The sequence below is a fragment of the Metapseudomonas cellulosilytica genome (genome assembly GCF_049334135.1).
In the GTDB taxonomy this organism is placed as follows: domain Bacteria; phylum Pseudomonadota; class Gammaproteobacteria; order Pseudomonadales; family Pseudomonadaceae; genus Metapseudomonas.
Genome location: NZ_JBHZGN010000027.1, coordinates 78,641 through 98,424, shown reverse-complemented (window position 1 = coordinate 98,424; position 19,784 = coordinate 78,641). Strand labels below are relative to the sequence as shown.

The window sequence follows — 19,784 nt, the reverse complement described above, 5'->3', positions numbered from 1 at the left end:
CGGGCAAGCAGATCGTTTGCGCGGCGATGCGCAAGCTGCTGCACATCGCCTATGGCGTGCTGAAATCGGGTCGGCCATTCGATCCGAAACTGGCCCTTGCCCACTAAGGGGCAAGACGGTATCTACACGGCTGGCACGGCACCGGCTTGAAGGAGGCAGGTCAGGCGACATCCACCAGCACGATCTCGCTGTCCTCGCTGGCGGTGAAGCTGAGCACCTCCACATCGCGCACCGCCACGCCGTCGCGGGCTTCGGCGGCGATGCCGTTGACCTCATAACGGCCCTTGGCGGCCACCAGGTAGGCCTTGCGACCTTTTTCCAGGCGGTACTCGGCGCTCTGGCCAGCCTTGAGGGTGGCCGCGGCAAGCCGGGCGTTGGCGCGGATATGCAGGGCGTCGCCATCCTCATCGATGCCGCTGGCCAGGGTCACGAAGCCGCCGGCGCGTTCCCCTTTCGGGAACGGGCGGGTGCCCCAGGAGGGCGCCGCGCCGTACTCGGTGGGCATGATCCAGATCTGGAAGATCCTGGTGGTTTCGTCCTCCAGGTTGTACTCGCTGTGGGCGATGCCGGTGCCCGCGCTCATCACCTGCACGTCGCCGGCCTCGGTGCGCCCCTTGTTACCCAGGTTGTCCTGGTGGGTGATGGCACCTTCGCGGACGTAGGTGATGATTTCCATGTCCTGGTGCGGGTGCGGCGGGAAGCCGGAGTGGGGCGCGATCTCGTCGTCGTTCCATACGCGCAGCTGGCCCCAGTTCATCCGCTGGCTGTCGTAGTGGCCGGCAAAGGAAAAGTGGTGGCGGGCATTGAGCCAGCCGTGGTGAGCACCACCCAGTTCGGCGAAGGGGCGTACTTCGATCATGTTGGAGTCTCCTGTCTGCTCGCGGAGGGAGTTCTCCGGGAGGAATGGGGTGCATGATCAATCATCATATAAGTAGGTAAAAGCGCAATTTGTTTGGGTTATTTATCTTAAAATTCGATGTATTGGTTGATCGAGCAGACGCCCGTGGCGCCTTCCCGCTACGCGTGCGGTCCTATACTCCGGCGATTCCGGATCGACCGAGGTCATCATGGGCGAGCGCAAGGCCTGGCTGGTCCTGCACGGCAAGCAGGCCGCCAACGACGAGGTGCGTGCCGCGGTGCAGGCGCGCCGCGACGCGGGTTGGGACCTGGCGGTCCGGGTCACCTGGGAGAGTGGCGACGCCCGCCGCCTGGTGGATGAGGCCCTGGCCGCGGGCTACCGGACTCTGATCGCCGGGGGCGGCGACGGCACCCTGCGTGAGGTGGCTGAGGCCGTAGTCCGGGCCGGGAGCGACGCGAGCCTGGTGCTGCTGCCCTTGGGCACCGCCAATGACTTCGCCCGCGCGGCGGCCATTCCCCTGGAGCCGGGGCTGGCGCTGGGGTTGCTGGATGTACCGCCGCGCGCTATCGACCTGGGCGACGCCGGTGGTCATCTGTTCCTCAATATGGCCACCGGCGGCTTCGGTTCGAAGATCACCGCCAATACCTCCGAAGACCTGAAGAAGGTCCTCGGCGGGGCCGCCTACTTCCTCACCGGCCTGACCCATTTCGCCGAAGTGCATTCGGCCTTTGGCCGCTTCCATGGCCCGGATTTCGACTGGGAAGGCGAATTCCTCGCTCTCGGCATCGGCAACGGGCGCCAGGCTGGCGGAGGACACCTGCTGTGTCCGCAGGCGGCGGTGGACGATGGTTTACTCGACCTGTGCATCATCCCCGCGCCCCAGGACGTGGTGGGCACCCTGGCCACGCTGCTGTCGGGGGGCATCCTTGGGCTGGAGGCAGTGTCCATCTGCGCGCGACTGCCCTGGGTGGAGGTGGAGGCGCCGGAGGGGCTGGACCTCAATCTCGACGGGGAGCCCCTGGAGAGCGCTCGCCTGCGCATCGCCGCGCGAGCACGAGCGCTGCGGCTGCATCTGCCGGAGAACTCGCCGTTGTTGCTGCCCGCCTGAACGACGGGTGGCTGGCGTCATGGGATTGGCTGCGGCATGATGGCGACGTGCCATGTATTCAGTTTTCCAGCCGCCAGCCGAAACACTGCCATGGCAATCCAGCCCCATTGCAATCGCAGCAGAGGACGTTCCGTGGCCGGCATTCTCGACAGCGTCGACCAGCGCACCCAACTGGTGGGTGAAAACCGCCTGGAAATCCTGATGTTCCGCCTGAGCGGCCGTCAGCTCTTCGCCATCAATGTGTTCAAGGTGCAGGAAGTGCTGCAGCTGCCGAAGATGACCCTGATGCCGCAGCGCCATCCGATGGTGTGCGGCGTGGTCAACCTGCGCGGCCGGACCCTCCCGGTGATCGACCTGTCCCGGGCCATCGGCATGCGCCCACTGGTGCCGGACGAGCGCAGCACCATCATCGTCACCGAGTACAACCGCTCGGTGCAGGCTTTCCTGGTGGGCGGCGTGGACCGCATTCTCAACCTCAACTGGGAGTCCGTCATGCCGCCACCCGGCGGTGCCGGCCGCCAGCACTACCTGACGGCCATCACCAAGGTGGACGAGCAGATAGTCGAGGTGATCGACGTCGAGAAGGTACTGGCGGAGATCGTGCCCATGAACACCCGGGTGTCCGCCGAGCGGCTGGACAACCCGCTGCTGCAACTGGCGGTGGGGCGCGAGGTGCTGCTGGTGGACGATTCCACTGTCGCCCTGACCCAATTGCGGGAAACCCTTTCGCAACTCGGCATGCGCATGCATATGGCCAGTGACGGATTGAAGGCGTTGAAGATGCTGAAAGCCTGGGCGGACAGCGGCGAGGACATGACCGAGAAGCTGCTGATGGTCTTCACCGATGCGGAAATGCCCGAGATGGACGGCTATCGCCTGACCACCGAGATCCGCAACGATCCACGCCTGCGCGACCTCTACGTGGTGCTGCACACATCCCTGTCCGGCAGCTTCAACGAAGCCATGGTGAAGAAGGTCGGCTGCGACAACTTCCTTTCCAAATTCCAGCCCGACAAATTGGTGGACGTGGTGCTGGACCGCCTGCAGCGGGGCCAGTGAGCTTGAGCTGAGGGGCCGCGGCTGCGTATAAGGAGGGCTTCGCTCGAACGCCGATCAGGAAGCTGGCCATGTTGCGTGTCTCGTCCCTCTACCGTTTCCCCATGAAATCCGCCATTGGCGAAAGCCTGCAGCAGGCCCGGGTGGATGCCCTGGGCCTGGCGGGCGACCGCCGCTGGATGCTGGTTGATGCCGAGAACGGCCGTTTCCTGACCCAGCGCGCCTTCTCCCGCATGTCCCAGCTATCGGCGCGCTGGAGTGCGTCCGGTGGCCTCACCCTCAGCGCCGAGGGGCTGCCGACCCTCGAGGTGCCGCTGCCTGATGCCGATGCCAATCTGCGCGGTGCCTTCGTCTGGGGTTCCTCCATGGTCGTGCCGGATGCCGGCGACGCGGCGGCACAATGGCTCAGCGGCTTCCTCGGCAAGGCTTGCCGCCTGGTTCATGTGCCTGACCACCGCGCGCGGGACATTCCCGGCAGCCTGCTGCCCGAGGAGAAGGTCGGCTTTGCCGATGGCTTCCCGTTGCTGCTGATCGGCCAGGCCTCCCTCGACGATTTGAGCGAGCGGGTAGGGCGGCCCCTGGAGATGCTGCGCTTCCGTCCGAACCTGGTGGTGGAGGGCAGCGCTCCCTATGCCGAGGACGGTTGGAAGCGCATTCGCATTGGCGATATCGAATTCAGCGTGGCCAAGGGCTGCAGCCGCTGCATCCTCACCACGATCGATCCGGCCACCGGCGAGCGCAGCGCCGACCGCGAACCGCTCACCACCCTCAAGACCTACCGCGAGCGCGAGGGCGAGGTGTACTTCGGGCAGAACCTGATCAACCGCGGCACCGGGGTGCTGGAGGTGGGGATGGAGGTCGAGGTGCTGGAGTGAGGCGTTGGCGCTGAGTTTTTCGGTGGGCTGAAGCCCACCCTACGCACTACATTCGGGCTACGTGGGCCGCGAAGGACAATGAAGAAGGGCGCCATCGGCGCCCTTTTTTCATTCATCACTGATCGTCGAAATACCGCTCGTGCCAGTCCACCAGGGGCTGCGGAGCGTTGAGCTTGTGGCCGTAGATCACCGAGTAGGACAGCACGTTCTGTACGTACTGGCGGGTCTCGTCGAAGGGGATGGTTTCCACCCAGACGTCGAAGGACAGGTGGTTGGCGCCCTTCAGCCACTGGCGCACGCGGCCCGGGCCGGCGTTGTAGGCGGCGGAGGCGAGCACGCGGTTGCCATTGAACTGGCCGTGCACCTGGCTCAGGTAGGCGGCGCCGAGCTGGATGTTGACATCGGGGTTGAACGCTTGCTGCGGCGACGCCAGCGGGATGCCGAACTTGCGCGCGGTCTCCTTGGCGGTGGACGGCATCAGCTGCATCAGGCCCATGGCGCCGACGCCGGAGCGGGCATCGGCCATGAAGGCGCTTTCCTGGCGAGTGATGGCGAAGACCCAGCTGGAGTGCAGTCCGCGCAGCTTGGCCTGCTGGGTCAGGACGGAGCGGTGGGCCATGGGGAAGCGAATATCCAGGTCATCCCAGTACTGCGCCTGGCTGATGGTGCGGATGGCCGGGAAGTACCACTGCATGTCATAGGCCAGCTTGGCCTGGGCCACCAGTTCGTCGCGATTGAACAGGCGGCTGACGTGGTACCACTCGCGACGGCCGTTGACGATCTCGCCGCGGTCGTGGAACTCCAGCGCGCGACGGATGCCGGCGGTGTTGCGCACCTTCTGCACCACCTTGGGGTCCAGGGCCAGCGGCTTGTTGTTGAGCTGGTAGGGGGCCTGGATACGGTCGGCGGCGAGGAAGCCGTAGAAATCGCGTTCGCGGGCCACTGGCTGGTAAAGCGGGATCGGCTGCTGGCTTTGCGGTTGGGCCAGTTGCAGGCTGCGGGCCTGCCAGTAACGCCAGCGATTGGTCTTGGCCAGCTCCTCGGGCATGCGCTGGGTGAGCTGGTAGGCCTCCTGCCACTGGCCGAGGCGCAGCAGCAGGCGGGCACGCCACTCGCTGACGGTGTTATCGCGCAGTTCGGGGTCGTACTGGGTCATGACCTTCAGGGCGCGGGAGTCGAAGCGCTTGGCCAGGGTCAGGCCGATTTCCCGGGCTATGGCCACCTTTTCGCTCTTGGAGAAGGGTACGCGTGCCGCATAGACGTCCAGCAGGCTCATGGCCTTTTCCGGGTCCTGGCGCGCCAGGCGGCGCAGGCCGAGGCCGACGGCGTCGGCCATGTGCCGGTCGGAGGAGCTGAAACGTTCGGTCTGGCTGAGCAGTTGTGGCTTCTGCGCCACCTCCACCATCAGCTTGCCCTGGGTGCCCAGGCGCGGCATGGTCTTCACCAGGTGGTTGGCCAGGCCATAGTTGCGCGCTTCGGCAGCCAGCTTGGCGCGCCTCCAGCGCAGCTCTTCGGTCAGTTGGCCCTGGGCGCTCCACATGCCGAAGAGCACGTCGCAGGCATCAGGCTGGGACTTGCCCACCAGCCAGAGCTTCTTGGCGGTGGCATAGCCTTCCTTCTTCATGCCGTGCTTGAGCTGGTACTGGCCGAACAGGCAGTCCAGCTCGGTGAAATTCAGCTTGGGATCGTAGTAGTTGACGAAGGTCTGCCACTCGCCGCGTTCGGCCAGCCAGCGCAGCCAGCGCAGCTTCATCCAGCCGGCCTGGGGCAGGTCACCGTGTTCGGCGAGGAACTTCTCGATTTCCTCGTTGCTCGCCCATTTCAGACGGGTGGTCAGCTCGTCATAGGCCAGGTACGGTTCCAGCGGATAGTCGCGCAGGGCGCTGGCGTAGCGTTGGTAGGGAGCGGAATCGCCCTTGGCCAGGGCTTGCTTGGCCTCGTCGTACATCAGGCGTTGCTGGGCAAGGGAAGCCGAGGCGGCCTGGGCGGCTTCCAGGCCGACCGTGGAAAGGAGCAGACAGGACAACAGGCTGAGCAGACGACCGCGCATGACACTTCCGAGGCAGATATATCGTTATGGATACCCCATTTCGGGCATCGAATAGCGCCTAGCTTAGCCGTTAGGCCGGGGCGGTTAAAGCATTGCGCCAGCTTGCGAAACCGACGACAAAAAATGCCCGAGAGACGGTACCGCAAGTCAGGTAGAATGCGCGCCCTGATTCCGGAGGCCCCCCATGACGCTGCTCAAGTTCACCGACGTATCCCTCGCCTACGGCGCCATGCCGCTGCTGGATAAGGTGTCCTGGCAGATCGCTCGGGGCGAGCGGGTGTGCATCATCGGTCGCAACGGCACTGGCAAGTCCAGCCTGCTGCGCCTGGTCAAGGGCGACCAGTTCGCCGACGACGGCGAAATCTGGCGCGCCCCGGCGCTGAAGATCGGCGAATTGCCCCAGGAGCTGCCGCGCGCCGACGAGCGCACCGTGTTCGATGTGGTGGCCGAGGGCCTGGCGGATGTTGGCGCGCTGCTCGCCGAGTACCACCACCTCAGCCAGCACATCCAGTCCGACGCCGATCTGGCCAAGCTGACCCGTGTCCAGCAGGACCTGGAAGCCCGTGACGGCTGGCGCCTGCAGCAACTGGTGGACAGCACCCTGAGCCGCCTGCAGCTGCCGGCCGACAAGACCCTGGCCGAGCTTTCCGGTGGCTGGCGCCGCCGCGTGCTGCTGGCCCAGGCGCTGGTGGCCGAGCCCGACCTGCTGCTGCTCGACGAACCCACCAACCACCTGGACATCGGCGCCATCGCCTGGTTGGAAGAGGCGCTGCTGGGCTTCAACGGCGCGGTGCTGTTCATCACCCACGACCGTTCTTTCCTGCAGAACCTGGCCACCCGCATCCTCGAACTGGATCGCGGCCACCTGATCGACTGGAACGGCGACTACGCCAGCTTCCTGGTGCACAAGGAGCAGCAGCTGGCGGCCGAAGAGGCGGCCAATGCGCTGTTCGACAAGCGTCTGGCCCAGGAAGAAGTCTGGATTCGCCAGGGCATCAAGGCCCGTCGTACCCGCAACGAGGGCCGCGTGCGCGCGCTCAAGGAAATGCGCCGCGAGCGTTCCGAGCGCCGCGAACGCCAGGGCAAGGCGACCTTCCAGCTGGAGGCGGCGGAGAAATCCGGCAAGCAGGTGATGGTGGTGGAGAACGTCGGCTTCGCCCATCCCGGCGGCGAACCGCTGATCCGTGACTTCAGCCTGGTGCTGCAGCGCTCCGACCGCATCGGCCTGCTCGGTGCCAACGGCACCGGCAAGACCACCCTGCTCAAGCTGCTGCTGGGTGATCTGCAGCCCACCAGCGGCACCATCGAGGTCGGCACCAAGCTGGAAGTGGCGTATTTCGACCAGTTGCGTCATCAGCTCGAGCCGGAAAAGACCGTGATCGACAACCTCGCCGAAGGTCGCGAGTTCATCACCATCGATGGCCAGAACCGCCATGTGCTGAGCTATCTCGGCGACTTCCTGTTCAGCCCGCAGCGTGCCCGTACGCCGGTGAAGGCGCTGTCCGGTGGTGAGCGGGCACGCCTGTTGCTGGCCAAACTGTTCAGCAAGCCGGCCAACCTGCTGGTGCTGGACGAACCGACCAACGACCTGGACGTGGAAACCCTGGAGCTGCTCGAAGAAGTGCTGCTGAGCTTCCCCGGCACCGTGCTGATGGTCAGTCACGATCGGGCCTTCCTCGACAACGTCGTCACCAGCACCCTGGTATTCGAAGGCCAGGGCCGCGTGCGCGAGTACGTCGGTGGCTACCAGGACTGGCTGCGCCAGGGCGGTTCGCCGCGCCTCTTGGGTGTGGGCGAGACCCGCGAAGCCAAGGCCGAGGCGGCCAAGGCCGCGGAGCCGGCACCGGCGGCCAAGGCGGCCCCGGCGGAGGCGCCGAAGAAGAAGCTGAGCTACAAGCTGCAGCGAGAGCTCGAAGCCATTCCGGGGCAGATCGAGGCCCTGGAGGCGGAACAGGCGAAGGTGCAGGAGGAGATTTCCGATCCGGCCTTCTACCAGCGTCCGCCGGAGCAGACTCGCGCGGTGCTGGAGCGTCTGGACGGTTTGCAGAAGGAGCTGGACAGCCTGATCGAACGCTGGGCGGAACTGGAAGACAGCTGAGGGAACGGAGTCCGATGGCCATCGAGTACCGCATCAGCCTGGATGATCTGCACGAGTTCAGCTATCGCATCGAGCTGGATCGCCAGTACGACCCGCAGAGCGCGAACGCCGCGCCGAAGTGGACCCGCCTGGAGCACCAGCAGTGCAGCAACTGTCCGCTGAGCCGGGACGCTCATAGCCACTGCCCGGCGGCGGTGGACCTGCATCGGGTGGTGGAGGATTTCCAGGGCTTGCCGGCGTTCAAGAAGGTGCAGGTCTGGGTCCGTACCCCCGAGCGCGAGTACGCCAAGCTGGTGGGGCTGGAGGAGGGACTGCGTGCCTTGCTGGGGGTGATCATGGCCACCAGCGCCTGCCCGGTGCTGGGCAAGCTCAAGCCCATGGCCCAGCAGCACTTGCCGTTCGCCAGTAATCAGGAGTTCATCCTGCGGGCGGTTTCGCTCTACCTGGCGCGGCAGTATTTCAATTCCCGAGAAGGGCGCCATGCTGACTGGGAGCTGAAGGGGTTGGTGCGCCTGTTTCAGCAGTTGCAGTTGGTGAACCAGGCCTTCTGGCAGCGTATCCACGATACCTGCGAGGGTGATTCCAACCTCAAGGCCTTCCTGACCTTCTTCTCCATGGCATCCAGCATGACCTACTCGCTGGAAACCCAGTTGCAGAAGATCCGGCCGCAGGTGATGAGCGCGGGCGAAGGCTTCGATTGAAGCCCGCGCCCGCCGGGGCGGCGTCTATTTATTCAGGTTTCTTCAGGCGTACCGCCAGCACGTCGCAGGGCGCGCCGTGGAGGACGTCATTGGCGGTGGAGCCGAGCAGCAGGGCGAGCCCGTGGCGGCCATGGCTGCCGACCACGATGAGGTCGCACCCCTGCTCCTCGGCCAGGCGGTGGATTTCCTGCCGTGGCTGACCATAGGCCAGGTGGCGCTGGTCCGCGGTCAGTTCGGAATAGATGCCGGCGAAGGTCTGCAGCCGTTCGCGGGCCTGCTCGAATTGTTGTTGTTGGAGCATGGACAGGTCCATGGGTACGTCACCGCCGAAGGCCATCGCCATGGGCTCGACAATGTGCACCAGCGACAGCTTGGCTTTGCTGGCCTGGGCCAGCGCCTGGGCACGACGCACCACCGGATGGCATTCATCGGTCAGGTCGACGGCGACCAGAATGTGCTGGTAGGGCATGGGTGACTCCTCCTTAAGGTTACGCATGATCTCAATTATGGCTGGCCGAAACGTTTAACACAGGCTTTTGCGCGGGGATATTACCTTTATGACCCTCTGGATCATCCTATTGCTCCTCCTCGCTGTACTCAGTCCCCTGGTCTGGCTGGTGCCGTCCAAGGGGCAGCGGGGGCGCATGGAGCTGCGCCTGCAGGCGCGGCGGATGGGGCTGGCCATGCAGTTGTCGCGCCAGGAGTGGCCGCACTGGCTGGCCCAGGAGCCCCCCCATTCCTGTGCGCAGTACCACCGGCCGCGGCTGCGCGGGCGCGACGCCTGGTGCTACTGGCAGAGCGAACCGGGTACCTGGCTGAATCAGTGGCGCGAGCCCTGCGAGGACCAGGCGCTGCTCGTCCACCTGGCCGGGTTGCCGAAGGATGTCTACAAGGTGGAGGCGAGTTCGCAGATGATCGCCCTCTATTGGGGGGAGCGCGGCAGCGCGGAAGACTTGCAGCGGATCGCCGAGGCACTCAAGGCGTTGGCCTGAGTGGCTGGCGCGACGGGCTTGCCGTCGCGCTGCTCGCCGTTGCCTCAGCTCTGGGCCGCCGCGTAGCGGGCGGAGACGTCTTCGAGGCCGTCGATGATGCGATCCGAATACTTGTTGATGAGAAATGGCACGCTCTTCTCGTTGTAGTTCTTCAGCGAACTCTCGATGTAGCGCCATTTGGTGCTGATGCCGTCCAGGCGCTGGCGGATCTCCGGGGTGTTCTGCGGCGCCTGTTCCAGGCTGGTCAGCTGCTGGGAGAACTCGCCGGCCAGTTCGTCCAGCGCCTTGCCGCCGGCCGTGCCTATGAAGCTGCCGCCGATGGAGGCGCTGCGCGAGGCATAGTCCACCGCGATGGCCTGCATCAGCAGGCTCTGGTCGCGGCTGCGCTGGGTCAGGGGCGGCACCTGGGTCGCACCTTCCTGCTGGATCCTGGCGTAGAGCTCGTTGGAGAGCTCCATCAGGCGCCTGTTGCGCTCGGTAAGGTCGGCCACGGGCTGCAGGTCGGTGTAGCCATTCTGCTTGAGGCCGGCGACCAGGCCGGTCAGTTCACTGATATAGGTCTGCCATTCCCGCGCCAGTTGCGCGTGCAGGGCCTTCGTGGTGTCGCCGGGCATGGCGCCCAATTCCTTCAGGCGGGCGTCCGCCGTTTGCAGCGATTCGTCGATCATCCGCGCGTAGCGCTGATCGCCTTCCATGCCGTTGTACATGTAGAAGTCCCCGAGGCTGCGCTGGGCGGCCAGGCGCATCTGGTGCAGCTTGAGCAGGTTGTCCGCAGGGGCCTCCTGCGTGGAACCGAAGGCGGGGAGGGTGAGCAGGGCAGCCAGCAGAATGGCAGGCAGGCGGCTCGTCATGGGCGCTTCTCCGTGGGCCGGTGGCCTCGTTGTTGTTGTTCTGGAGTTCGAAGCCTGGCGGCTCGAGTGGCACGAATGTACCCGCGGAACGGGCAATTTGCCAGCGGCCTGCCGGGGGCTTTCATGGTCATCAATAGGGATCGTGATGAGGCGAGATTGCCGGCGTGAATCATTGCCCGCATTGGCGCCCGGCGCGCCCCGAAGCCAGGCGCAGAGCCGTTGGTTCGTGGCCGGCCGGTCACGCTGCGTGATTGACAAGCGCCGACTTTTCCGTGAATCTCCGCTCACCCAAATCAAACGGGCGTATGAATCAAGCGTTTGTCTTGTATGACGTTTCCAACCATACAGTCCGAGAATCGTATCGGCGGGTGTGCCCTACCGATCGGGACTATGCTCCGGCAGCGCCGGGGGCGAGTCCGCCGGTTGGCTCCGATGCGTACAGTCCAGTTTCCCAAACCGTGGAGATCAGTTGATGATTTACGAAGGTAAAGCCATCACGGTTAAGGCTCTTGAGGGCGGTATCGTCGAACTGAAATTCGACCTCAAGGGTGAGTCCGTCAACAAATTCAACCGTCTCACCCTGAACGAACTGCGCGACGCCGTTGCAGCCATCAAGGCCGATGCTTCGGTCAAGGGCGTGATCGTCAGCAGTGCCAAGGACGTGTTCATCGTCGGCGCCGACATCACCGAATTCGTCGACAACTTCGCGCTGTCCGACGAAGAGCTGATGACCGGCAGCCTCGAAGCCAACAAGATCTTCAGCGCCTTCGAAGACCTGGAAGTGCCCACCGTTGCCGCGATCAACGGCATCGCCCTGGGCGGCGGCCTGGAAATGTGCCTGGCGGCCGACTACCGCGTGGCGAGCAGCGACGCCAAGATCGGCCTGCCGGAAGTCAAGCTGGGCATCTACCCGGGCTTCGGCGGCACCGTGCGCCTGCCGCGTATCATCGGTACGGACAACGCCATCGAGTGGATCGCTTCCGGCAAGGAAAACCGCGCCGAGGACGCCCTGAAAGTCGGCGCCGTCGACGCCGTGGTCGCCCCCGAGCTGCTGCAGGCCGGTGCCCTGGACCTGGTCAAACGCGCCATTTCCGGCGAGCTGGACTTCAAGGCCAAGCGCCAGCCCAAGCTGGAAAAGCTCAAGCTCAACGCCATCGAGCAGATGATGGCCTTCGAGACCGCCAAGGGCTTCGTCGCCGGTCAGGCCGGCCCGAACTACCCGGCTCCGGTCGAAGCCATCAAGACCATCCAGAAAGCCGCCAACTTCGGCCGTGACAAGGCCCTGGAAGTCGAGGCCGCCGGTTTTGTGAAGCTGGCCAAGACCTCCGTCGCCGCCAGCCTGGTCGGCCTGTTCCTGAATGACCAGGAACTGAAGAAGAAAGCCAAACAGCACGACGAGATCGCCCGCGACGTGAAACTGGCCGCCGTACTGGGCGCCGGCATCATGGGTGGCGGCATTGCCTACCAGTCCGCCTCCAAGGGCACTCCGATCCTGATGAAGGATATCCGCGAAGAGGGTATCCAGATGGGTCTGCAGGAAGCGTCCAAGCTGCTCGGCAAGCGCGTCGAGAAGGGTCGCATGAAGCCTGAGAAGATGGCCGAAGCCCTGAACGCCATTCGCCCGACCATGTCCTACGGCGATTTCGCCAATGTCGACATCGTGGTCGAAGCCGTGGTCGAGAACCCGAAGGTCAAGCACGCCGTGCTGGCCGAGGTGGAAGGTCACGTCCGCGAAGACGCCATCATCGCTTCCAACACCTCCACCATCTCCATCAGCTACCTGGCCCAGGCCCTGAAGCGTCCGGAGAATTTCGTCGGCATGCACTTCTTCAACCCGGTGCACATGATGCCGCTGGTGGAAGTGATCCGTGGCGAGAAGTCCAGCGACGTGGCCGTGGCCACCACCGTTGCCTACGCCAAGAAAATGGGCAAGAACCCGATCGTGGTCAACGATTGCCCCGGCTTCCTGGTCAACCGCGTGCTGTTCCCGTACTTCGGCGGCTTCGCCAAGCTGCTGGAATTCGGCGTCGACTTCGTCCGCATCGACAAGATCATGGAGAAGTTCGGCTGGCCCATGGGCCCGGCCTATCTGTCCGACGTGGTCGGCATCGACACCGGCCACCACGGCCGCGATGTGATGGCCGAAGGCTTCCCGGATCGCATGGCTGTATCCGGCAAGACCGCGGTCGATGTGATGTACGAGGCCAACCGCCTGGGCCAGAAGAACGGCAAGGGCTTCTACGCCTACGAGATGGACAAGCGCGGCAAGCCGAAGAAGGTGTCCGACCCGGTCGCCTACGAAGTGCTCAAGCCGATCGTCAAGGAACAGCGTGAGCTGACCGACGAGGACATCATCAACTTCATGATGATCCCGCTGTGCCTGGAAACCGTTCGCTGCCTGGAAGACGGCATCGTCGAGACCGCCGCCGAGGCCGATATGGGCCTGATCTACGGCATCGGCTTCCCGCCCTTCCGTGGAGGTGCGCTGCGCTACATCGACAGCATCGGCGTGGCCGAATTCGTGGCCATGGCCGACAAGTACGCCGACCTGGGCGCGCTGTACCACCCGACCGCCAAGCTTCGCGAAATGGCCAAGAACGGCCAGAAGTTTTTCGGCTAATTGAGCGAGAGTGAAGAATATGAGCCTGAATCCTAGAGATGCAGTCATTGTCGACTTCGGCCGCACCCCGATGGGTCGCTCCAAGGGTGGCATGCACCGCAACACCCGTGCCGAGGACATGTCGGCCCACCTGATCAGCAAGCTGCTGGAGCGCAACACCAAGGTCGACCCGGCGGAAGTCGAGGACGTGATCTGGGGCTGCGTGAACCAGACCCTGGAGCAGGGCTGGAACATCGCGCGCATGGCGTCGCTGATGACCCAGATCCCCCACACCAGCGCCGGCCAGACCGTCAGCCGTCTGTGCGGTTCCTCCATGAGCGCCCTGCACACCGCCGTGCAGGCCATCCAGACCGGCAATGGCGATGTGTTCGTGGTCGGTGGCGTGGAGCACATGGGCCACGTCGGCATGATGCACGGCGTGGATCCGAACCCGCACCTGTCCCTGTACGCCGCCAAGGCCTCCGGCATGATGGGCCTGACCGCCGAAATGCTCGGCAAGATGCACGGCATCACTCGTGAAGCCCAGGACCAGTTCGGTGTGCGTTCGCACCAGCTGGCCCACAAGGCCACCGTCGAAGGCAAGTTCAAGGATGAAATCATCCCGATGCAGGGCTATGACGAGAATGGCTTCCTGAAGGTGTTCGACTTCGACGAAACCATCCGTCCGGAGACCACCCTGGAAGGCCTGGCGTCCCTGAAGCCGGCGTTCAACCCGAAAGGTGGCACCGTGACCGCGGGTACCTCCTCGCAGATCACCGACGGCGCTTCCTGCATGATCGTGATGAGCGCCCAGCGCGCCCAGGACCTCGGTATCCAGCCGATGGCCGTGGTGCGCGCCATGGCGGTTGCCGGCGTCGACCCGGCGATCATGGGCTACGGTCCGGTGCCGTCCACCAAGAAGGCGCTTGCGCGTGCCGGCCTGACCATCGATGACATCGACTTCGTTGAGCTCAACGAAGCCTTCGCCGCCCAGGCCCTGCCGGTGCTGAAGGACCTCAAGCTGCTCGACAAGATGGAACAGAAGGTCAACCTGCACGGCGGCGCCATTGCCCTGGGTCACCCGTTCGGCTGCTCCGGTGCCCGTATCTCCGGCACCCTGCTGAACGTGATGAAACAGAACGGCGGTACCCTGGGCGTGTCCACCATGTGCGTGGGCCTCGGCCAGGGCATTACCACCATCTTCGAGCGCGTCTGAGAGACTGCACATGACTTGCTGCGCGTCGGGATAACTGCGTTGAAAATGGCTTCGGAATGCTCATTTACAGCTCGTAAACTCCGCTTCCTCAGCCATTTTCGCCTTGTTCTCCCATAGCTCGCGAAGTCATGAGCAGCCTCCTTGCGCGAGCGGGATGAGAAAACCGGGGCCCAGTGCCCCGGTTTTTGCTTTCATGTGGAGAACCATCGCAGGAAATTTCATGCAAGGGCTGGCTTCGGGCTGATTCACACGGCACCATGCGCAACCTTTGCGGGGGAGCCTGCATTCATCACTGTGAGGCAACCATGAGCCTGCAACCGGGTCTCTATCGTCACTACAAGGGTCAGCAATACCGCGTCATCGGTATTGCCCGGCATTCCGAGACCGAGGAAGAACTGGTGGTCTACCAGGCCCTCTACGGCGAATACGGCCTCTGGGTGCGACCGCTCAGCATGTTCACCGAGACGGTCCAGGTGGATGGCGAGCAGATCGCGCGCTTCGCACTGGTGAACGCCGAGCCGAACCCCTTCCCGCAGCCCTGACGGCTGGGGCCGTGGCCAGGGGCGCGCTTGACCGCGCCGCGCTGGCCACTATATATAGCGGTGCCGCGACAGGCGGCTGCCGCCTTTTACATATTTCATTCAGGAACACACCGATCCATGGGCAAATCGCTGGTCATCGTGGAATCCCCGGCCAAGGCCAAGACCATCAACAAGTACCTGGGCAGCCAGTACGTGGTGAAGTCGAGCATCGGCCACATCCGTGACCTGCCTACCAGCGGTTCGGCCAGTGCGAGCAAGGAGCCGGCCAAGCGCGGCAAGACCGCTTCCGAGGCTCCGGCGCTGTCCGCCAAGGAAAAGGCCAAGCGCCAGCTGGTTGCGCGCATGGGGGTGGACCCCGAGCACGGCTGGAAGGCCAAGTACGAGATCCTGCCCGGCAAGGAGAAGGTGATCGACGAACTGCGCCGCCTGGCCAAGGATGCTGACACCATCTATCTCGCAACCGACTTGGACCGCGAAGGGGAGGCCATCGCCTGGCACCTGCGGGAATCCATCGGTGGGGACGACAGCCGCTACAAGCGCGTGGTGTTCAACGAGATCACCAAGAAAGCCATCCAGGAAGCCTTCTCCCAGCCCGGCGACCTCGACATCAACCGCGTCAACGCCCAGCAGGCGCGCCGCTTCCTCGATCGCGTGGTGGGCTACATGGTCTCGCCGCTGCTCTGGCAGAAGATCGCCCGCGGCCTGTCCGCCGGCCGCGTGCAGTCGGTTGCGGTGAAACTGGTGGTGGAGCGCGAGCGCGAGATCCGTGCCTTCGTGCCGGAAGAGTATTGGGAAGTGCACGCCGACCTCGGCACCGGCAAAGGCGCCAAGGTGCGTTTCGAAGTGGCCCGCGAGAACGGCGAGGCCTTCAAGCCGCTGAACGAAACCCAGGCCATGGCGGCCCTGGAGAAGCTCAAGGCTTCGGCCTATACCGTGGCCAAGCGTGAGGACAAGCCGACTTCCAGTCGCCCGTCCGCGCCCTTCATTACCTCCACCCTGCAGCAGGCCGCGAGCAACCGCCTGGGCTTCGGGGTGAAGAAGACCATGATGATGGCCCAGCGACTCTACGAGGCTGGCTACATCACCTATATGCGTACCGACTCGACCAACCTCTCGGCCGACGCCATTTCCATGGTCCGTGGCTTCATCGAGGGCGAGTTCGGCCAGAAGTACCTGCCGGCCAAGGCCAACGTCTATTCCAGCAAGGAAGGTGCCCAGGAGGCCCACGAGGCGATCCGTCCGTCCGACGTCAACCTGCGCCCCAACCAGCTGTCCGGCATGGAGCGCGATGCCGAGCGCCTGTACGACCTGATCTGGCGCCAGTTCGTTGCTTGCCAGATGCCGCCGGCCGAGTACCTGTCCACCAACGTCAGCGTGACCGCCGGCACCTTCGAGCTGCGCGCCAAGGGCCGTATCCTCAAGTTCGACGGTTACACCCGCGTCCTGCCGCAGCAGAGCAAGCCGGGCGAGGACGACGTGCTGCCGGAAATGGGCGAAGGCGAGCTGCTCAAGCTGCTCAAGCTCGAACCCAGCCAGCATTTCACTAAGCCGCCGGCGCGCTATTCCGAGGCCAGCCTGGTCAAGGAGCTGGAAAAGCGCGGCATCGGCCGTCCGTCCACCTATGCGGCGATCATTTCCACCATCCAGGAACGCGGCTACGTGACGGTGCACAACCGTCGTTTCTACGCGGAGAAGATGGGTGACATCGTCACCGAGCGCCTGAACGAGAGCTTCGCCAACCTGATGGACTACGGCTTCACCGCCGGCATGGAAGAGCACCTGGACGACGTGGCCCAGGGCGAGCGTGACTGGAAGCACCTGCTGGACGAGTTCTACGGCGATTTCAAGAAGAAGCTCGACCAGGCGGAGGCCGCCAACGATGGCATGCGTGCCAACCAGCCGACCCTGACCGACATTGCCTGCCGCGAATGCGCGCGCCCGATGATGATCCGTACCGCCTCCACCGGCGTGTTCCTCGGCTGCTCGGGCTACAGCCTGCCGCCGAAGGAACGCTGCAAGGCCACCATCAACCTGGTCCCGGGCGATGAGATCGCCGCGGACGACGAGGGTGAGTCCGAATCCCGCGTGCTGCGTGGCAAGCATCGCTGCCCGATCTGCGCCACGGCCATGGATGCCTACCTGCTGGACGAGACTCGCAAGCTGCATATCTGTGGTAACAACCCGGATTGCTCGGGTTACGAGATCGAGCAGGGCCAGTACCGCATCAAGGGCTACGAAGGCCCGAGCCTGGAATGCGACAAGTGCGGCAGCGAGATGCAGCTGAAGACCGGCCGCTTCGGCAAGTTCTTCGGCTGCACCAACGCAAGTTGCAAGAACACCCGCAAGCTGCTGAAGAGCGGCGAGGCGGCGCCGCCGAAGATCGATCCGATCCGCATGCCCGAGCTGAAGTGCGAGAAGGTCGACGATATCTACGTGCTGCGTGATGGCGCTTCCGGCCTGTTCCTGGCAGCCAGCCAGTTCCCGAAGAACCGTGAGACCCGTGCGCCGCTGGTGCAGGAACTGATCCCGCACAAGGATGAGCTGGATGCCAAGTACCATTATTTGCTGGATGCGCCCAGGAAGGACCCCGAAGGGCGTCCGGCGGTGATTCGCTTCAGCCGCAAGACCAAGGAGCAGTACGTGCAGACCGAAGTCGACGGCAAACCCACCGGCTGGCGCGCCTTCTACGACGGCGGCAAGTGGAAGGTCGAAGACAAGCGCTGATCGACTGCTGCGCGCCCGGGTGCGGGCGCGCATATACTGCCCGAGTTACCTGTGGAGGGCGCCCTCATGGCCCACGAGCTTTATACCCGCACCAATCAGAAACTCTTCTTCGCTGGCCTGTCGCTTGAATCCTGGCGCAAGGCGGAAGAGGGCAGGGCGATGAATGCCCAGGCGCTGGTGCAATCCGAACGCGAAGCGTCGCTCTTCCACCTCTATGGCGCCTTGCTCGGCCTTTGCCATGAAATCGCCGGTTATTACCGGCTGTCCGAGGCCGGCGCGTCGCGCGTCGAAATGCTGCTGACTCCGGAGGTGCTTGCCGCGGAGCCCAGTCCGGAGCTGGCCGAGCTGGTGGAAATGGCCCAGCAACGGGAAACCTGGCTGGCCGAACTGCTCGCTGCGTACCGTGAGCTCTTCCAGCCTCCGCAAGCGCCGAAACAGGCCAAGGTCGATCCGACCTTGCCGCTGATCACTGCGGTCAGTGTGGAGGAAGAGGTTGCGCCGCTGTCTCGGGAAACCCTGGAATCCTGGCGGCAGAACCTGAAATCCCTGGCGCTGCGCTTCCGCGAAACCATGAGCGAGTGCTGATTTGATCGACGGACTAGGGCGTGCTGGCGGCTGGCTGTTACAATAGCCGCCTTTCGTGGAGATCTGAGCTATGCCTACGTCCTTTCTGGAAATAGTCGAACTGCCTGACGGACGCATTATCCTGCGCCGGGCCGAGGACGAGGAGGCGTTGGTGACGCTGGACTTCTCGTCCGATGCCAAGGCTTTCCTCCAGGGGCACCATCTGGAGGTCGCAAAGGCCATGCTAAACGTCGGCGTGCAAATGGCCGGCCGCCTGGCTGAAGGCGACATGGGCCACGACGAAGGTCCGCGCGTACTGCATTGAGGTCTGGGCCGAATCTTCCGCTGATTCGGTTACCGTCTGATGTCACTGGGCGCAAGTCGTGCCCAGCGCGAGAATCCATCAGCCCAGCAGAATGTTCAGGCTCTGCGCGCCGCCCTGGCGTGCTGCCTGGGCCAACTGGCGCTTGGCTTTCTGTCCCAGATGCAGCCAGCTCACCACCGTGTGGCTGCGGCCAAGGCGCAACGCTTCGCAGGCCAGTTCCAGGGCGCTCTGCTCGCCCCGAGGCTGCAGGAGCAGGATGCGTTCGCGGTTCAGGCCGGAGTCACGCAGCCAGTCGCGAGTAAGGCCTGCCGGGGCGCCGATCAGGGTCAGCCAGCGCGCATCCTGTTCTTCGCTCAGCTCCCGGAGTACCGAGGCCAGCAGGCTCCGGCAGTGCCCGGTGGCGCCGCGCAGCGAAAGTTCGCTGAAGGCTTCCGGTTCTTCCTGGCGGGGTTCTTCCACCGCGTCGGTCAGCATTGGCGCCACGGGATTGGCCAGGATGGCGTCGTGGAACAGTGGCAGCTGGGACCGACCAAGGGACTGCGGGAACTGCATAAGGCCTCCTTTAGCGGCGGATCACGCCGACACTCAAACCTTCGATCACCAGGTCCTGTTCATCCAGGTTCACCTCGATGGGGGCGAACTCGGGGTTTTCGGCGATCAGCCAGACCCGATCGCCATCGCGCTTGAAACGCTTGACGGTGACTTCGTCACCGAGGCGGGCTACCACCACCTGACCGTTGCGCGCTTCGCGGGTGCTGTGCACGGCGAGCAGGTCGCCGTCGAAGATGCCGATGTCCTTCATCGACATGCCGCGAACGCGAAGCAGATAGTCGGCACGGGGATGGAAGAAGTCCGGATTGATGCGGCAGGATTCCTCGATGTTCTGCTGGGCGAGGATCGGGGCACCGGCCGCGACCCGGCCGATTACCGGAAGGCCGTCGTCATCGTTGGCGCCGGGTTCGAAGCCGGGGATACGAATGCCGCGGGATGCGCCGGGGGTCATTTCGATGGCGCCCTTGCGGGCCAGGGCCTTGAGGTGTTCCTCGGCGGCGTTGGGTGACTTGAAGCCGAGTTCCTGGGCGATTTCCGCGCGGGTCGGGGGAAAGCCGTTGTCTTCAAGGCAGCGCTTGATGAATGCGAGAATCTCGGCTTGGCGGGGCGTCAGTTTCAGCATGGCGGCGCTCTGTTTTTTTATACAGTGACTGGAATTATATACAGTGCTGG

The 19,784-nt window shown here is 64.3% G+C and carries 18 protein-coding genes and 1 pseudogene; 13 read left to right on the top strand and 6 right to left on the bottom strand.

Annotated features, from left to right (window positions below; all coding sequences use genetic code 11):
* Positions 1 to 107: pseudogene (locus tag ACFW0H_RS25735) on the top strand (IS110 family transposase); the annotation flags it as partial.
* Between the two features lie 53 nt (positions 108 to 160).
* On the opposite strand, the gene ACFW0H_RS25730 reads toward ACFW0H_RS25735, so the two are convergent.
* Positions 161 to 859, bottom strand: a complete 699-nt coding sequence (locus ACFW0H_RS25730) for a pirin family protein (RefSeq protein WP_422916683.1) — start codon at positions 857 to 859, stop codon at positions 161 to 163.
* A gap of 208 nt (positions 860 to 1,067) precedes the next feature.
* On the opposite strand from ACFW0H_RS25730, the gene yegS reads away from it, so the two are divergent.
* The 3 genes from yegS (at position 1,068) to ACFW0H_RS25715 (ending at position 3,898) form a co-directional block, all read left to right on the top strand.
* On the top strand, positions 1,068 to 1,967 hold the full coding sequence (gene yegS, locus ACFW0H_RS25725) for a lipid kinase YegS (protein WP_422916682.1): 900 nt from the start codon (positions 1,068 to 1,070) through the stop codon (positions 1,965 to 1,967).
* Positions 1,968 to 2,099: 132 nt separating this feature from the next.
* The gene (locus tag ACFW0H_RS25720) at positions 2,100 to 3,026 is read left to right on the top strand and encodes a chemotaxis protein CheV (RefSeq protein WP_422916681.1); all 927 of its coding nucleotides are present in this window, start codon (positions 2,100 to 2,102) and stop codon (positions 3,024 to 3,026) included.
* Between the two features lie 68 nt (positions 3,027 to 3,094).
* A complete protein-coding gene (locus ACFW0H_RS25715) occupies positions 3,095 to 3,898 on the top strand; it encodes an MOSC domain-containing protein (protein ID WP_422916680.1) in 804 nt (267 codons plus the stop codon).
* Between the two features lie 115 nt (positions 3,899 to 4,013).
* On the opposite strand, the gene ACFW0H_RS25710 is transcribed toward ACFW0H_RS25715, so the two are convergent.
* Complete coding sequence (locus ACFW0H_RS25710) at positions 4,014 to 5,948, bottom strand: transglycosylase SLT domain-containing protein (protein ID WP_422916679.1); 1,935 nt, start codon at positions 5,946 to 5,948, stop codon at positions 4,014 to 4,016.
* 184 nt (positions 5,949 to 6,132) lie between these two features.
* Here ACFW0H_RS25710 and ACFW0H_RS25705 point away from each other — a divergent pair, with 184 nt between their 5' ends.
* Together ACFW0H_RS25705 and ACFW0H_RS25700 are read left to right on the top strand one after the other, a co-directional pair.
* Entirely contained in the window at positions 6,133 to 8,046 is a 1,914-nt protein-coding gene (locus tag ACFW0H_RS25705) for an ATP-binding cassette domain-containing protein (protein ID WP_422916678.1), read from the top strand.
* Positions 8,047 to 8,060: 14 nt separating this feature from the next.
* Complete coding sequence (locus tag ACFW0H_RS25700) at positions 8,061 to 8,747, top strand: DUF6901 family protein (RefSeq protein WP_422916677.1); 687 nt, start codon at positions 8,061 to 8,063, stop codon at positions 8,745 to 8,747.
* Positions 8,748 to 8,775: 28 nt separating this feature from the next.
* Here ACFW0H_RS25700 and ACFW0H_RS25695 read toward each other — a convergent pair whose 3' ends face one another.
* Complete coding sequence (locus ACFW0H_RS25695) at positions 8,776 to 9,216, bottom strand: universal stress protein (RefSeq protein WP_190828459.1); 441 nt, start codon at positions 9,214 to 9,216, stop codon at positions 8,776 to 8,778.
* A gap of 88 nt (positions 9,217 to 9,304) precedes the next feature.
* Here ACFW0H_RS25695 and ACFW0H_RS25690 point away from each other — a divergent pair, with 88 nt between their 5' ends.
* Complete coding sequence (locus ACFW0H_RS25690) at positions 9,305 to 9,739, top strand: hypothetical protein (RefSeq protein ID WP_422916676.1); 435 nt, start codon at positions 9,305 to 9,307, stop codon at positions 9,737 to 9,739.
* A gap of 44 nt (positions 9,740 to 9,783) precedes the next feature.
* On the opposite strand, the gene ACFW0H_RS25685 is transcribed toward ACFW0H_RS25690, so the two are convergent.
* Complete coding sequence (locus ACFW0H_RS25685) at positions 9,784 to 10,590, bottom strand: hypothetical protein (RefSeq protein WP_422916675.1); 807 nt, start codon at positions 10,588 to 10,590, stop codon at positions 9,784 to 9,786.
* Positions 10,591 to 11,062: 472 nt separating this feature from the next.
* On the opposite strand from ACFW0H_RS25685, the gene fadB reads away from it, so the two are divergent.
* From fadB to ACFW0H_RS25655, 6 genes are all read left to right on the top strand, one after another.
* On the top strand, positions 11,063 to 13,210 hold the full coding sequence (gene fadB / locus ACFW0H_RS25680; protein ID WP_422916674.1) for a fatty acid oxidation complex subunit alpha FadB: 2,148 nt from the start codon (positions 11,063 to 11,065) through the stop codon (positions 13,208 to 13,210).
* A gap of 19 nt (positions 13,211 to 13,229) precedes the next feature.
* Positions 13,230 to 14,405 (top strand): acetyl-CoA C-acyltransferase FadA, encoded by a 1,176-nt coding sequence (gene fadA / locus ACFW0H_RS25675; RefSeq protein WP_422916673.1) that lies wholly within the window; start codon positions 13,230 to 13,232, stop codon positions 14,403 to 14,405.
* A gap of 305 nt (positions 14,406 to 14,710) precedes the next feature.
* Entirely contained in the window at positions 14,711 to 14,947 is a 237-nt protein-coding gene (locus ACFW0H_RS25670) for a DUF1653 domain-containing protein (protein WP_422916672.1), read from the top strand.
* 117 nt (positions 14,948 to 15,064) lie between these two features.
* Positions 15,065 to 17,671: a type I DNA topoisomerase gene (gene topA / locus ACFW0H_RS25665; protein ID WP_422916671.1), complete on the top strand. Its 2,607-nt coding sequence runs from the start codon at positions 15,065 to 15,067 to the stop codon at positions 17,669 to 17,671.
* 66 nt (positions 17,672 to 17,737) lie between these two features.
* Complete coding sequence (locus ACFW0H_RS25660) at positions 17,738 to 18,256, top strand: DUF6586 family protein (RefSeq protein ID WP_422916670.1); 519 nt, start codon at positions 17,738 to 17,740, stop codon at positions 18,254 to 18,256.
* A gap of 70 nt (positions 18,257 to 18,326) precedes the next feature.
* On the top strand, positions 18,327 to 18,560 hold the full coding sequence (locus ACFW0H_RS25655; protein WP_377695898.1) for a hypothetical protein: 234 nt from the start codon (positions 18,327 to 18,329) through the stop codon (positions 18,558 to 18,560).
* Positions 18,561 to 18,638: 78 nt separating this feature from the next.
* On the opposite strand, the gene sulA is transcribed toward ACFW0H_RS25655, so the two are convergent.
* Together sulA and lexA are read right to left on the bottom strand one after the other, a co-directional pair.
* Positions 18,639 to 19,112: an SOS-induced cell division inhibitor SulA gene (sulA, locus tag ACFW0H_RS25650; RefSeq protein ID WP_422916669.1), complete on the bottom strand. Its 474-nt coding sequence runs from the start codon at positions 19,110 to 19,112 to the stop codon at positions 18,639 to 18,641.
* A 10-nt stretch (positions 19,113 to 19,122) separates the two neighbouring features.
* Positions 19,123 to 19,734, bottom strand: a complete 612-nt coding sequence (lexA, locus tag ACFW0H_RS25645) for a transcriptional repressor LexA (protein ID WP_422916668.1) — start codon at positions 19,732 to 19,734, stop codon at positions 19,123 to 19,125.
* Between the last annotated feature and the right edge of the window lie 50 nt (positions 19,735 to 19,784).